The organism is uncultured Clostridium sp. (assembly GCF_900547735.1).
Taxonomy (GTDB): Bacteria; Bacillota; Clostridia; order Lachnospirales; family Lachnospiraceae; genus Otoolea.
Genome location: NZ_URHZ01000106.1, coordinates 1 through 14,815 on the forward strand (window position 1 = coordinate 1; position 14,815 = coordinate 14,815).

At 50.7% G+C, this 14,815-nt stretch carries 10 protein-coding genes; 9 read left to right on the forward strand and 1 reads right to left on the reverse strand.

Annotated features, from left to right (window positions below):
• Window positions 1–287: 287 nt before the first annotated feature.
• From QZT18_RS21770 to QZT18_RS21800, 7 genes are all read left to right on the forward strand, one after another.
• Window positions 288–1,034 carry an ABC transporter ATP-binding protein gene (locus QZT18_RS21770; RefSeq protein ID WP_294151481.1) on the forward strand — a complete coding sequence of 249 codons (747 nt, stop codon included), beginning with the start codon at window positions 288–290 and terminating at the stop codon, window positions 1,032–1,034.
• A gap of 1 nt (window position 1,035) precedes the next feature.
• Window positions 1,036–3,012, forward strand: a complete 1,977-nt coding sequence (locus QZT18_RS21775) for an ABC transporter permease (protein ID WP_294151482.1) — start codon at window positions 1,036–1,038, stop codon at window positions 3,010–3,012.
• Window positions 3,013–3,264: 252 nt separating this feature from the next.
• Entirely contained in the window at window positions 3,265–4,809 is a 1,545-nt protein-coding gene (locus QZT18_RS21780; RefSeq protein ID WP_294151484.1) for a methyltransferase domain-containing protein, read from the forward strand.
• Window positions 4,802–5,866 (forward strand): 16S rRNA (cytosine(1402)-N(4))-methyltransferase RsmH, encoded by a 1,065-nt coding sequence (gene rsmH, locus QZT18_RS21785; RefSeq protein ID WP_294151486.1) that lies wholly within the window; start codon window positions 4,802–4,804, stop codon window positions 5,864–5,866. Before QZT18_RS21780 ends, rsmH begins: the two co-directional genes overlap by 8 nt.
• A gap of 46 nt (window positions 5,867–5,912) precedes the next feature.
• Window positions 5,913–6,548 carry an endonuclease III gene (gene nth / locus QZT18_RS21790; protein ID WP_227029865.1) on the forward strand — a complete coding sequence of 212 codons (636 nt, stop codon included), beginning with the start codon at window positions 5,913–5,915 and terminating at the stop codon, window positions 6,546–6,548.
• Window positions 6,549–6,552: 4 nt separating this feature from the next.
• Entirely contained in the window at window positions 6,553–8,487 is a 1,935-nt protein-coding gene (locus tag QZT18_RS21795; RefSeq protein WP_294151491.1) for a bifunctional diguanylate cyclase/phosphodiesterase, read from the forward strand.
• Between the two features lie 69 nt (window positions 8,488–8,556).
• Window positions 8,557–9,912 (forward strand): sensor histidine kinase, encoded by a 1,356-nt coding sequence (locus QZT18_RS21800; RefSeq protein WP_294151493.1) that lies wholly within the window; start codon window positions 8,557–8,559, stop codon window positions 9,910–9,912.
• An 85-nt stretch (window positions 9,913–9,997) separates the two neighbouring features.
• Here QZT18_RS21800 and QZT18_RS21805 read toward each other — a convergent pair whose 3' ends face one another.
• The gene (locus QZT18_RS21805) at window positions 9,998–10,684 is read right to left on the reverse strand and encodes a response regulator transcription factor (protein WP_294151495.1); all 687 of its coding nucleotides are present in this window, start codon (window positions 10,682–10,684) and stop codon (window positions 9,998–10,000) included.
• Window positions 10,685–10,868: 184 nt separating this feature from the next.
• Here QZT18_RS21805 and QZT18_RS21810 point away from each other — a divergent pair, with 184 nt between their 5' ends.
• Entirely contained in the window at window positions 10,869–13,061 is a 2,193-nt protein-coding gene (locus QZT18_RS21810) for an ATP-binding protein (RefSeq protein WP_294151498.1), read from the forward strand.
• A 162-nt stretch (window positions 13,062–13,223) separates the two neighbouring features.
• Window positions 13,224–14,561: a CitMHS family transporter gene (locus tag QZT18_RS21815; RefSeq protein ID WP_294151500.1), complete on the forward strand. Its 1,338-nt coding sequence runs from the start codon at window positions 13,224–13,226 to the stop codon at window positions 14,559–14,561.
• Window positions 14,562–14,815: the final 254 nt, after the last annotated feature.

Here is a 14,815-nt window from a genome sequence, read left to right on the forward strand (position 1 = left end):
TATACCGCTATGCGGCCGCGCTCGGCGCGCGAGTCCGGCGAGCCGGACTCTTTCTTTTTCATAGGAAATTCCGTCCTATGAATCAAAAAACGCTCCGCAGGGAACCGGAATATGACAATATTGTTATAATAGATTCACCGGTCTGTCACCGGGGTTCAGGTATAATATTGGCATCTGTACGGCGGATATTACACCTGCGCATGGCGGCACAGCGGATTCCATACCTGCGCATGACCGCAGAGCGGATATCATACCTGCGCCCATGGCGGCAGAGACAGGAGGAATGAATGGAAATACTGAAAGCGGAACATCTGTGTAAGGAATACGGAAAGGGCGGAAACAGGGTGGATGCCCTGAAGGACGTCAGTTTCTCCGTGGAAAAAGGGGAATTTGTGGCAGTCATAGGACAGTCCGGTTCCGGGAAGTCTACGCTTCTTCATCTGGCCGGGGGAGTGGATCTGCCTTCTTCCGGGCATATCTATGTGGACGGCTGTGACATCTATTCCAAGAGCAGAAAGGAGCTGGCGATATTCAGACGCAGGCAGGTGGGGCTGATTTACCAGTTTTACAACCTGATACCGGTGCTGAATGTAGTGGACAATATGACCCTCCCCGTAAAGCTGGACGGGCAGAAGGTAAATAAAGCACGCCTTGAAGAGCTGCTGGAGATTCTGAATCTGAAGGATCGGGCCGGCCATCTGCCGGGCCAGCTCTCGGGCGGGCAGCAGCAGAGGGTGGCGATCGGCAGGGCGCTCATGAACGCCCCGGCCCTTGTCCTGGCCGATGAACCGACGGGAAATCTGGACAGCGTGAACAGCCAGGAAATTATGGAATTGTTTAAATACTCCAACAAAAAATACCGTCAAACAATGATTGTTATCACTCACGACGAACAGATTGCGCTGCAGGCGGAACGGATTATCCGGCTGGAAGACGGCAGGATTGTTTCCGACAGCCGGAACAGGGCATCTGCCGGAAACAGCGTGGCTGCACACGGAAGCCTGCGGCCGGCCCGGGAACGGGAGGAGGGATGATATGCTTTGGAAGGAGTACTCCAGGAATTATTTAAAATATAACAAAGCTTCCAGTTTCTCCGTTATGGCGGCTTCGCTTGTATCTTCCCTCTTTATCTCTTTTATAACGGTATTGTTTTATAATATGCGGGTGGATCAGCTTAGAAGGGCGGTGGCGGACGGCAGGGAACAGGAGGCGGCGCAGCTTACGATGCTGACCTGGTTTTATATTGCCGTGATGTTTCTTGTGTGTACGGCGATGGCGCTTGTGCTGTATCATGCATTTGTCATGGGGGCAAATGAGAGGCTGCATCAGCTCGGGATTCTGCAAAGTGCGGGCGCCACGCCGGGGCAGATCCGCATCTGCATACTTCAGGAGGCTGTTGCGCTCAGCTTTTTACCGGTCCTCATAGGGATTGCCGCCGGGGCAGGATTAACGGTCCTTTTTTTCAGGATGGCGGAAAGCATGACGGAGCCTCTGGGGATTGAACCGTCGGTATTTGTCTATCACCCCCTGCTTTTTATTGCGACATTTGCAGTCTGTGCGGCCACGGTTTTGACGGCCGGAGCAAGGGCGGCGGCGAAACTCGGCAGAATCAGCACCCTGGATGCCGTCTGCGGGGGCAGGGCGCATCCGGACGGTAAAATTCCCTCGTATCTGTTTTTCCCAAAGCTGTTTGGCATCGAATGGGAGATTGCGGGAAAATCATTATACTTACGCCGCAGAGCCTACAGAACATCGGCAATTTCCCTGACCCTTTCCTTTTTTACCTTCGGGATTTTTATGAATTTCTGGGCTTTGTCCGGGGTCAGCACCCAGTATACGTATTTTGAGCGGTACAGGAATGTCTGGGATTTAATGGTGACACTCAAACAACAGCCGGAAGCGGACGCCAGACTTCTGGAAGATATCCGCAAAATTGCCGAAATCTCCGAATGCACCGCATACCGGAAGCTGCCGGGACGGACCCTGATTGGGGAAGATATGCTGTCAAAGGAACTTAAGGCGGCGGGAGGCATTGAGGCGCTTAAGGATACGGGAATCACGAAAAGAGGAGGAGAATACCTGGTGGACACTCCCATTGTGGTTCTGGATGATGAGAGCTTTAAGGCGTTTTTGAAGGAAACGGGAATTGCCGCCCCGGGAGTGGAAACCGTAACGGTAAACAGAATCTGGGATAATGTCAACAGCCATTTCAGAGAGAAAACTTACCTTCCTTTTTTAACACCGGAAAATAACTCGATTGATGTATGGGAAGGACGCGGGGAACCCTGGGCGGACGGTGCAGGAGAGGCAGATGAAAGAGGCATGTTCCGGCTGGAACTAGGGGCATTCGCGGAAAAAGGGCCGGATTTGAGGGAGGATTTCGAGGATTTTTCGCTTGTCCAGATTGTGCCGGAGAGCATCTATCAAAAGAAACTGGCCGCTGTCTTTCCCGACGGAGGAATGTACTTCAAAATCAGGACCGTTTCAGAGGAGAAATTAAAGGCCGCCGAAGAGAAGCTGGCAGGTCTGCTCCAGGGAAAGTATGAATATCAATTGGAGAACAGAAGGACGGAAGAAGCGTTTGAGGAAAAAGTCCGGGACGGATATAAAGTCCTGGTGGGAACGCTGTGCGGACTGCTGGCATTTGTCGGGATTGTAAATGTATTTGCCAATACAATCGGAGGCGTTTATATGAGAAGGCGGGAGTTCGCCAGATACCTGTCGGTGGGATTTACTCCGGGAGGCCTGGCCAAAATCCTGGCAATGGAGAGCTGCATCACGGCGCTGAAACCGATCCTTATCAGCCTTCCCTTCCAAATCATGTTTGTCATCTACGCGGTAAATGCAAGCAAACTCCGATATAGCGATTATCTGCCGGTGATGCCTCTGATTCCAATGGCAGCGTTTGCAGGCGCCGTTTTCCTGTCGGTTGGAGCGGCTTATTATATGGCGGGAAGAAAAATAACCGGCCTTAATATTGTGGAAGGTTTAAAGGATGATACGATGTTTTGAGGATGCTTGCTATCTTTACCATAAGATGATAAAATATCGGTAATTAAATAGTTACCTTACACATTGTATGTATTCCGCTTCTTATATCATAAAGCGCGTTATGGTTTACACCACAGCCGTTCCGGCTCCCGTGTAAACCGTAATGTTAACATGCCCTGCGTGTCTCTGCGGCCTTTGCCGCAGGCCGGCAGGGCGTTTTGCCGGTGATGGAAGAGGATGCATAATAAAAATAAAGACCGCCGGGAGAGAAGAATGATAAAGGATTATTGGAGCCAGATAAAAGAGAACAGGGATGTGAGGCAGAATTTAAGCCGCCTGAGGCAGGAAGTGAAGGAGGAGGGCAGACGGAAGGCCCTGTCCGCACTCATTAAGGGGGAGGAAGATTACCTGACGGACCTGCTCCGGTCGGAAGACGCAAAGACGAGGAAAAATGCCGCCCTGCTTATGGGAGATCTGGGAAGACAGGAATTTCTGGAACCGGTATATGAGGCATATAAAAGAGAAGCGCAGCGCTTTGTAAAGAGCTCCTATTTATCCGCTGTCGGCAGATTTGATTACAGCGGGTATCTGGAGGAACTGAAAGAACAGCTTAAACTTCTGGAGCAGACAGAGGTGACGGAAGAGAACAGGAAACATCTGACCGAGGAGATGAGGGAGCTGTCGGCCCTTGTCGTCGGGATGGAAGGGGTAAATACCCACAGGTTTACCGGTTTTGACCGCACATACGACGTTGTTCTCCTGACCAACAGAAACTTTTCGGAACTGACCAGGAACCAGTTATCCCTCCTCGATCCGGGGGCCAGGACAAAGCTGTTCGGCGCCGGTGTCAGGGCCAGGGTGACGAATTTAAACTGGATGGACAAAATCAGGACATGGCAGGAACTTCTTTTTGTGGTAAAAGGGCTGGGAACCTGTCCGATGGATCCGCTTAAGGCTGCGGAGGTGATTGCGGATTCCGGCCTTCTTTCCCTGCTGGAAGAGAGCCACGAGGGAGGAGAACCCTGGTATTTCAGAGTGGAATTAAAGAGCAGGAAGACACTTCCCGAGAGGAGCGCCTTTGTAAAGAAATTATCGGGATATCTGGAAAAACGGTCGGGCAGAAAGCTCATCAACACGGTCACGGACTACGAGGTGGAGCTGCGCCTGATTGAGAATAAAGAGGGGAACTGCAACCTGCTTCTTAAGCTGTATACGCTTAAGGATGAACGGTTTGCCTACAGGAAAGAGGCGGCTCCGGTCAGCATCCGCCCCGTCAATGCGGCGCTGACGGCCGCCCTTGCAGAAGAGTATATGCGGGAGGGAGCCCAGGTGCTGGATCCGTTCTGCGGAGCCGGAACCATGCTGATAGAATGCAGTAAGGCGGTCAGGGCCTATACGTCCTACGGTCTGGACGTCCAGGAGGAATATATCCTGAAAGCCAGGAAGAATACCGAGGCTGCCGGGATGACGGCCCACTACATCAACCGCGATTTTTTTGAATTCCGTCATGAATACCTTTTTGACGAGGTATTTACGGACATGCCGTTCCAGATTGGGCGGGTTACGGACGATGAGGTGTTTGAATTGTATGAACGCTTTTTCAGCCGTATCGGAGAATTTTTAAAGGAAGACGCTGTGGTAATCCTGTATTCGAGAAACAGGGGACTTGTAAAACCGCAGGCCGCCCGGAACGGATTCACCGTGCTGAAAGAATACGAGATTTCGGTGAAAGAGGGCACCTATGTTTTTATTCTCTGCAAAAAAGGTGCGGAGGCACTCTTGGAGGAGAGAGCAGAAAGGAAGAAAGCCAATGGATAAAGACAGACAGACCGGGAGCGGCAGCACGGAGCATAAGCGCCGTGTCCGCTATAAAGGGACACATCCTAAAAACTATAATGAAAAATATAAAGAACTTCAGCCGGAAAAGTATCCGGAGACGGTGGAGAAGGTAATTCGAAAAGGCAGTACGCCGGTAGGAATGCATATTTCCATCTGCGTCAACGAGATACTGGAATTCCTTCAGATAAAGCCGGGCCAGAAGGGCCTGGACGCAACGCTCGGTTACGGCGGCCATACCCAGGCCATGCTGGAATGCCTGAAGGGCGAGGGGCACATCTATGGACTGGACGTGGACGGAGTGGAGCAGGAGAAGACGAAGAAGAGACTGGAGGCGCTGGGCTACGGCCCGGAAATCCTCACCGTTAAACGGCTTAATTTTGCCAATATCGATCAGGTTGCAGCGGAAGCCGGGACATTTGACTTTGTGCTGGCCGATTTGGGAGTTTCCTCCATGCAGATCGATAATCCCGACCGGGGGTTTTCCTATAAGAAAGAGGGGCCTCTGGATCTGCGCCTGGATTCCCAGAAGGGGGTATCCGCGGCGGAACGCCTGAAGGAGCTGACCAGGGAGGAACTGGAAGGAATGCTCCGGGAGAATTCGGACGAGCCTTATGCGGAGGAAATTGCACGGACCGTAGTGGCGGAGAGAAGGAAGGGCGCCGTCGATACGACGACAAAGCTGCGCCAGGCAATTGAAAAGGCTCTTGCCTTCCTGCCGGAAGCCGAGAGGAAGGAAGCGGTCAAGAAATCATGCCAGAGGACGTTCCAGGCCCTCCGGATCGATGTAAACAGTGAATTTGAGGTGCTGGAAGAATTTCTCGAAAAGCTTCCGTACGTTCTTTCACCGGGCGGAAGGGCTGCAATTCTAACGTTCCATTCCGGAGAGGACCGGCTTGTCAAAAAGTCGTTCAAGCGCCTGAAAAAAGAGGGCGTCTACAGCGATGTCGCGGATGAGGTGATCCGTCCGTCGGCTGAAGAATGCGCCATGAACGGCCGCGCCCGTTCCACCAAGATGAGGTGGGCCGTCAGGGCTTAAAAAGACCGTTGGTACTGTAATACAAAAGGGGAAAAGAGAGGTTGTCATGGAAAAGAAAGAACTGGCTCTTGAAATTATTAAACGGTTAAAAAAGGAATATCCCGATGCCGGATGTACGCTTGACTACAACCAGGCATGGAAACTTCTTGTCAGCGTCCGTCTGGCCGCCCAGTGCACCGATGCAAGGGTCAATGTGGTGGTGCAGGATCTGTATGCCAAATTTCCTGATGTGAAATCACTGGCGGAGGCGGATGTGGACGCAATTGAAGCGATTGTAAGGCCCTGCGGCCTGGGCCGCAGTAAGGCCAGAGATATCAGTGCATGCATGAAAATATTATGGGAACAGTACGGCGGAAACGTACCGGGAGATTTTGACGCGTTACTGAAGCTGCCGGGTGTAGGGCGTAAGAGCGCGAACCTGATTATGGGGGATGTGTTCGGAAAACCGGCCATCGTTACCGATACACACTGTATCAGGCTGGTGAACCGGATGGGGCTGGTGGACGGCATCAAAGATCCGAAAAAGGTCGAGATGGAACTGTGGAAACTGATTCCTCCCGAGGAGGGCAGTGATTTTTGCCATAGGCTCGTATACCATGGCAGGGATGTCTGTACGGCAAGGACCAAACCTTACTGTGACAAATGCTGTCTGAATGACATCTGCGCCGGAAACGGAAGGTGATACAATGACCTGGAATATTGCGCCGGAAATTATTTCCCTTGTTTTTCTGGGAATTGTCTGGGTATATTCGAGAACGGGGAGCCACCTGCCCTCGCTGAAAAACAAGACGTTCCAGATGTGCCTGCTCATCACGTTTGTTGCGATGCTTAGCAATATCCTCTCAACGATCATGATTTATTACCTGGATGTGTTTCCTCTGTGGCTTGTCTGGACGGTGACCACGATCTATTTTATATTTACGCCTCTAATGGGGCTGGTCTATTTCTGCTATGTGATTGCTTTCATTTATGACGGAAGCAGACTCCTGAAATGGATTATCGGAATCGGGCTGGTTCCCGGCGCTGCCTACATACTGCTTGTGCTGACCAACCCGTTTACCTGCATTCTGTTCTGCCTCAGCGAAGAGTGCGGCTATGCCAGGGGAGCACACGTTTTCATCACCTACGTCATCTTTTATATTTACAGCCTTGCCAGTCTTGCCGTGACAATCATGAACCGGCACAGGATGGAGCGGAAAGTATATAATATTCTGGCAGTATTCCCTCTTCTGGCCGTGCTGGTAATTATTATACAGCAGATCGACCCCGAAATTATCTTATCGGGATCGGCGGCTACCTGTGCAATGCTGATCATTTATCTTCATTTCCAGAACCGGCAGATTACGAGGGACTATCTGACGAATGTGCCGAACCGCCAGGAACTTTTAGATATGCTGGGACTGCTGATTAAGAAGCATCCGGAAAAACAGTTTACGCTGGCCGTCGTATCCCTCAGGGAGTTCCGGCAGATTAACAATATCTGCGGGCAGCACAGGGGAGACGGTTTTCTGAGGGCGGTATGCGGTTTTCTCTGCGAAATCGGCCCCCGCGACGGAGTCTACCGGTTCAGCGGTGATGAATTTGCCCTCCTGTTTACCAGGGAGAGCGATGAGGAGATAAAAAAGTGCCTTATTGCGGTCCGGGAACGGATGAGACAGCCATGGGAAGTTGCCGATTTCAGGTTTGTGCTTTCCACCGCCATGGGATTGATACACCGTACGCGGCCGGATTATACACTTGAGACGGCTGTCAATTCGATTGAATATGCGGTGTATCAGGCGAAAAATGATAAAAACAGCTCCATCTGTTACTGCGATGAGGCCATGCTTGCAAAGCTGGACCGCAGACGCAGCGTGATTCAGATCCTGAAGGACGGGCTTGCAAAGCAGAGCTTTGAAATGTATTATCAGCCGATTTACTTCGTGAAGGACGGCAATTTCCGCTGCGCCGAGTCGCTGATGCGTTTAAACAACACGCCGATCGGTCCGATCTATCCCTCCGAGTTTATTCCTGTAGCGGAGGAAACGGGACTGATCATCGAGATTACCTATGTTATACTCGACAAGGTGTGCAAATACATAAATGATTTGGAGGAAGCGGGGATTCATATGGATGCCATTCATGTGAACTATTCCGCAATCCAGTTTTCGGAACCGGAGCTGGCGGAGAAGACCCTCGAAATTATCAGGCGCAATAAAACGCCGATGTCAACGATCAAGATAGAATTTACGGAGAGCACGCTGGCGGAAAATACTGAAGTGGTAACGGAGTTCTGTGTGAGAATGAAAGAACATGGAATTACGGTGGGCCTGGATGACTTTGGAACGGGTTATTCCAATATTGCAACGGTATTAAACGTTCCGTTCAGCCTGGTCAAACTTGACAAGAGCCTGGTCTGGGCCGCGATGGAGAAAGACTCCGCTTACCATGCGGTGGAGTATATCATAAGCGCATTTAAAGCCCTGGGAATGAGTGTGGTTGCCGAGGGCGTTGAGACCGAGGAACAGAGAAAACTGGTGGTGGACTTCCATGTGGATCAGATACAGGGATTCTATTATTCCAGACCGATGCCGGGGGAAGAAATGAAGAAATTCATGCGCGAACACGGAAAGAACGGGTAGGGGCAGCAGGAAGTACAGAGGCTGCCGTAGGCAGAATAACAAAGGCGGGAAGGGGGGAGTTCAGTGGATATGGATCTCGTTTGCATCGCACTCAGAGTCACTATCACCTGCATTGTGTTCGCCTGTGTTGTTTTTATCCCTCTTAAAAGCCGGTATAAGCGGAACACCATGCAGACATGGTTTCTGGTATCCCTGCTGATCTGCATCACGGTTACGGTCACCATCCTGTTTCTGACGTCGGACCGTTATTTCAACAGATACAGTACATTTGGCATTCTGCTCTGGATTACACTGGCCGTGATTATTTTTCAGATAAGTGTCCGGTGCAGCCGGCTGGAGACTCTTTTCCTGGTACTGGTGGTGCTGAACCTCTATGTCAATATCATGGTGGTGTCAAAGGTTATGGGGAAGGTGCTGCATCTTCCTTTTTCCTACGATTTCTCAAAGCTGATCTACGCAATGGCGGTGCTTGTCCTGTATATCCCCCTGCTTATCAGCCTGTTTGAAAATCTGTACAGGCGGGTGATCGAGATGAATGTCTCTTCCTCGCTCTGGCGCTTTATCTGGGCGATTCCGGCCCTGACCTATCTGGTTTTCTACGTCAAATTTATCAGTGATTACTGGAAAAAGCCGGTGCAGATGGGGACGGAGGACGTCATATTTACAATCCTCTGGTCCTTCACAACTTATGCGCTCTTTTGGGTGACGCTCCAGATGATTATCCAGACGCACGAGGGAATATCGGCGGCGGAACAGACAAAGCTCATCACGCTCCAGCTCAGGATGCAGGAGGCGCAGTATGAAAAACTTCTGGAAAACATTGAGAAGACCAAGAGGCTCCGCCACGACTGGAGGCACCATCTGATGACGCTGAACGGGATTGCCGAGAGCGGGGACACACGGGAAGTGAGGCGGTATCTAAAAGAACTGATTCCCGAATACGGAGCCGGGAAGGATATTACCCTGTGCCGGAATCATGTGGTCGATGTGATACTGCAGCACTATGCGGGAATGGCCGAGAACTGTGGAATTGAGATGGAGGTTGCGGCGGACATTCCGCAGGAGCCCGGAATCCCGGATACGGATCTCTGCATCATCTTCGGCAATCTGGTGGAGAATGCGGCGGAGGCCTGTATCGGACAGAAGGAAGGCGCAAGGTACATTAAGGTCAGCGCCCGCATGAAAGGCCGTCAGTTGATTATCATGGTGAAAAACACCCACGGCAATGTGATTGACAAGAGAAGCGGAATTTTTTATTCGACGAAACATGAGGGTGAAGGCGTGGGACTGCCGTCCGTAAGAAAAGTGGCGGAAAAATATCAGGGGATTATGAAAGCGGAGTATGACAAATCATATTTTACCGCCTATGTGATACTGAATGTAAAGGATGAACAGCGCGGACCGGACACGGCTGCAGTCAAGTAAAAAAGGATTTCTCTTAATAAAATTTAAGGGAAATCCTTTTTGCTTGTAAGATTGTCTGCTTACTATTGAGTAAACAGGGAAAAGACTATGGGACGAAACGGTACCCCAGGCCCCTGACCGTGACGATATGCTCCGGTTTTTGCCGGTTCTCTTCGATCTTGCCGCGCAGACGGTTGATGTAGACCATGATGGCATTGTCATCGATAGCCACACTGGTGCCCCAAACATGCTCATAAATCATGTCCTTGGTAAAAACCTGTCCCGGATGTTTCATAAACAGGAGCATCAGACTGTTTTCTTTAGAGGAGAGCATAATTTCTTCCTCTCCCTTATAAAAGCGCATCGTGGAGGTGTTGTAAGAGAACGGCCCGCACTCTAAAAGATCGGACTGGCCGAGGACCATATTCTTATTGCGGCGGATCAGCGCCTTGACCTTTGCGCCGAGAACCACGGGACGGAACGGTTTTGTGACATAGTCATCCGCACCCACGGAGAGCCCGTACAGGGAGTCATAATCCTCGTTCCTGCCGCTTACAATCATCACGGGAGTCTGGATGCCCTGGCCGCGGAGCTTCTTGATTACCTCAAAGCCCTCCATGTCCCCCAGCGTGATATCCATGAGGATCATATCATAGGCATGGGTCTTTAAAAGGTTCAAAGCGGCATTCCCGCTGTCTGCAACCGTAGTCTCCAGATCATAACTGCGCATGATTTTTTCCAGTAACTTGTAAATTGCCGGATCGTCATCTACGATCAAAACTTTATCCGCCATAGTATCCCCCAAACCTTTTTTGTTTTCGCAGTGTGCCGGTTGAAAATCAGATGTACTTATTGCTGGAATTATTATAATATTAAGGAGAGTGCAAGTCAATCATATGCTGATATGAAAAATATGGCCGATACAGGTAAGAGAGGAATACAATATGGGGGAGCTTCGGAAACTGAGGGACAGCTTCATGAAAAAATTGAAGGATGACAAAAAGGATAAAAAATATATTGCCGCCTTTATGGCGGTTGTACTGCTCGTCGTGGTTTTTATGTTTTCCGCTCTTGGCTTCAGTATTTGGGAGGAGTATAAGAAGACGATTATCGACAACCAGAAAAAACAGATGCTTCTGACGGCGCAGAGCCTGGGTGACAACCTGGAAATTTTTATCGAAGAATACGAGGCGGATCTGAACGCGCTCTGTACGATGGAATCCGAAAACCGTTGGATCGGAGGACATGAAGAATGGGATATCCTTCAGGGATATGTGGATTCCCATGAACGCTTTGTGTACGACGTGATTGTGGAGGAGACCGACGGCACCGTTATCAAAAGTACAAAAGGCCGGCAGGTTGAGGAAGTTTTTTCGGTCACCGAGATTACCGACAACCTCAGTTTCCGTCAATGCAGGCTGGACGACGGGGAGATTTACCTGGTTCTCAGGATGGAACGCTGGGACGATACGTCTATTTCCATCGTAATAAATGAGACTGTTTATTACCGGTCCCTGATTTCGGGAATCCGCCTGGGAACCAACGGCTATGTCGTAGTGAAGGATTCGGAAGGAATCATTCTGATGCATCCGCAGAAGGAGCAGTGGGGCATCGACGTCATAGACGGACGCCAGAAGATGTATCCGGATAAGGACTTATCCAGTCTTGACAAGATGGTGGAGAGCCAGAACAAGGGCGAGGAGGGTGTCCTGGAATATTATTCCTACTGGTGGACCAAACCGGGAGCGCCGAGGGTGAAGAAAATCAGCGCCTATTCACCGGCCATCATTGGGGGAGGATTCCTGGTGGTGAGCGCCGTCATCGACTACAGCGACATCTACATTCCGGTCGCCGAGGGCTTTACAAAGCTGGCGCTGGTGTTTGTGGGAATCATGGCGGCCATCCTTATCATGGCATTTTACATGGCAAAACTGCTGACGCAGAAGAAACGCGATACGGAGGAGATAGCCTATCTCCTGGAGCTGAACCGGATTTTGGAGTCCATGCACCAGAGTGAGGAGAGGATCGCACACCAGCAGAGACTGCAGATTATGGGGACGATGACGGGCGGAATTGCCCACGAATTTAATAATCTTCTTACGCCGATTATGGGGTATGCGGATTTGATGATGATGGATCTGCCGGAGGATTCGGAGCTGTATGACAGCGCTTCCGAAATATATGAGGCCTCGGCCAAGGCTAAGGAGATCATTCAGCAGATATCCTCCCTGAGCCGCAAAAATATGGAGACGGCCTACAAAAATCTGGATGCGGCCAGGGTGTTCCGCCGGGCGCTCAAGATGGTGCAGTCCGTATGTCCGGCCAATATCCGGCTTTCGGATGAGATTGCTCTCCAAGATGAACATTTCCTCGGCAATGAGACCCAGATGAACCAGGTGATCCTGAATATCTGTGTCAACGCCATCCATGCCATCGGCCATCAGGAGGGTGTCGTCACGGTCAGCGCCCGGGCGGCGGAATCAAAGGAGCTCGAAGAGTACCATCTGTCGGCGGTACCGGGGGACTGGGAGCATTATATCAGGTTAGATATCTCGGACAACGGCTGCGGCATGACCGAGGAGGTTTTAAAACAGATATTCGACCCGTTTTTTACGACCAAGAAAGGCGGCAAGGGGACCGGCCTCGGCCTTGCCCTGGTGGAGCAGATTATTACATCCCATAAAGGATTTATTTTCGTGGAAAGCCGCCCCGGCGAGGGCAGCACCTTCCATATCTATCTGCCCGTCAATGAAATGACGGAGGCGGAGGAGCAGGAGGACGCGGACGGGGAAGACAGGGATGGAAAACTTTTAAAACTTCTGATTGTGGATGACAATGCCAAAGTGCTTAAGCTTTTGGAAAAGAATTTTGGGAAATTAGGCGTCCTGGCGGTGCCCTGCATGACCTTTGAGGAGGCCAGAAACCTCTTGAAAACACAGGAATTTGATGCTGTGGCGGCGGAACAGAGCATAGGAGGCAGAAGCGCCGTTGACTTCTGCATGTCCATTCAGGGACAGAATCCGGGACTGATCCGTATCGTGATGACGGAACAGGTTACAAAGGAAATCCTGGAGGCCAAACAGAGGAAGATGATAGATGAATATATAGATAAGCCGGTGTCGGATTCAGCCATATTAAAGGCCATAAGAGCAGTTAAAGCAAAATTTTAACAGTCTGAAAATTTAACGTCTTCCGGAGCAAAAAAGCCCGACCTTAACGTTTTTTAAGATTTCTCTTACATGAATTTAAGAGAGAGATTGGAAACGTGTAAGGTTGGGCTTTTATAATGGGCTTATAACAAAGAGATGAAAAAGAAAGAGGAGGAATAAAACATGAATGAGACCATGCTTGCTGCTTTAGGGTTTGCAACCATAATCATGATCATTGTTTTACTGCTGAGGAACGTTACGGTTCCGGCCATCGCTTTTATCGGGGTATCCACTGTAACGGCGGCAATTCTTGTGCTGACAGGAACATTCACTGTCAGTGAGATGGGGGATTTTATTAAGAAAGGTGTTTCGGGCGTGCATTCCACCGCAGCGCTGTTTATTTTCTCCGTACTGTTTTTCGGGATCATGACGGATGCCGGCATGTTTGACCGTATTATCAATGCCCTTATGAAAAAGGTGGGCAATAACGTAGTGGGTGTCGCCATGATGTCATGCATCATTGCCATGATAGGACATCTGGACGGGGGCGGCGCGTCCACGTTCCTGATTACGATTCCAGCCATGCTTCCGGTTTATAAAAAGCTGAAAATGCGTCCGACCACGCTGCTTTTAATCTGCGTAACGGCGATGGGCGTTATGAACCTTCTCCCCTGGGGAGGACCTACGATGCGTTCCGCTTCCGTGCTGGGTGTGGAGGCAAACGTACTCTGGATGCAGCTTCTGCCGATGCAGATTGTCGGTATTGTAATCGCGCTTTTCACGGCCTTTTTCTGGGGAACTGTGGAGAAGAGAAGGGGCGCAGGGATCAACAGCACACTTGAGATTGAAGACACGGAGATTACGGAGGAGACGGCAAACGGTGCGGAGCACAGTGAACTGGTGCGTCCGAACCTGTTCTGGTTTAATATCTGTCTGACCCTGGTGATTATCGTCTGTCTGATTTTCCTTCCGGTGCCCTCCTACTTTACCTTTATGCTTGGTTGTGTTGCGGCCCTGCTGGTAAACTATCCGGGTGCAAAGCTGCAGAATAAGATTATCAAATCACATTCCGGTCCGGCCCTCATGATGGCGTCCACGATTCTCGCGGCAGGCGTGTTCCTGGGAGTTCTGGAGGAGAGTGAGATTATGAACCATATGGCCAACATCCTGGCCTCCTTTATCCCGCAGGCCATGGGACGGTTCCTGCCTCTGATTATCGGAGTCCTGTCCGTGCCGCTGACCATGATGTTCTGTACGGATTCCTATTTCTACGGACTTCTGCCGGTTCTGATTGGAGTGGGAAGCAAGTTTGGGGTAGACCCGGCGCACATCGCCATCGCCATGGTAGTCTGCCGTAACTGTGCAACCTTCATAAGCCCTGTCGTACCCGCCACCTTCCTGGGTGTGGGACTCGCAGGCGTAGAGATTAAAGACCATATTAAAACAAGCTTCTTCTGGATTTGGGGCGTGAGCCTTGTGTGCATGGTAGCCGGTCTTGTTCTCGGTGTAATAACGCTTTGATGACAAATTACTGATAGAAACTTACTCCTTCACCTCAAAAGGAGAACTACCTCAAATGGGGCAGGGCTGTTGCAAAATAACCGGGATTCGGTTGTGGAGCGGCAGCCCTGTTCTGTGTTGGGGGGATTTAATTGAGATGTGAGGACGCCTCTGTAAGACGGCGGACGGGGGAGTGGGAGGGAGGGATGAGTCTTCAGTCCCGGCGGTTGGTTGTGGTGAGGGGGAATCCAGGAGAAAAAATTCCTACGGGGACT

What these genes read in the sequence shown, in the direction of transcription:
- QZT18_RS21770 (WP_294151481.1), top strand. Translation starts at nt 288, where the DNA reads ATGGAAATACTGAAAGCGGAACATCTGTGTAAGGAATACGGAAAGGGC.
- QZT18_RS21775 (WP_294151482.1), top strand. Translation starts at nt 1,036, where the DNA reads ATGCTTTGGAAGGAGTACTCCAGGAATTATTTAAAATATAACAAAGCT.
- QZT18_RS21780 (WP_294151484.1), top strand. Translation starts at nt 3,265, where the DNA reads ATGATAAAGGATTATTGGAGCCAGATAAAAGAGAACAGGGATGTGAGG.
- rsmH (WP_294151486.1), top strand. Translation starts at nt 4,802, where the DNA reads ATGGATAAAGACAGACAGACCGGGAGCGGCAGCACGGAGCATAAGCGC.
- nth (WP_227029865.1), top strand. Translation starts at nt 5,913, where the DNA reads ATGGAAAAGAAAGAACTGGCTCTTGAAATTATTAAACGGTTAAAAAAG.
- QZT18_RS21795 (WP_294151491.1), top strand. Translation starts at nt 6,553, where the DNA reads ATGACCTGGAATATTGCGCCGGAAATTATTTCCCTTGTTTTTCTGGGA.
- QZT18_RS21800 (WP_294151493.1), top strand. Translation starts at nt 8,557, where the DNA reads ATGGATCTCGTTTGCATCGCACTCAGAGTCACTATCACCTGCATTGTG.
- QZT18_RS21805 (WP_294151495.1), bottom strand. Translation starts at nt 10,684, where the DNA reads ATGGCGGATAAAGTTTTGATCGTAGATGACGATCCGGCAATTTACAAG.
- QZT18_RS21810 (WP_294151498.1), top strand. Translation starts at nt 10,869, where the DNA reads ATGAAAAAATTGAAGGATGACAAAAAGGATAAAAAATATATTGCCGCC.
- QZT18_RS21815 (WP_294151500.1), top strand. Translation starts at nt 13,224, where the DNA reads ATGAATGAGACCATGCTTGCTGCTTTAGGGTTTGCAACCATAATCATG.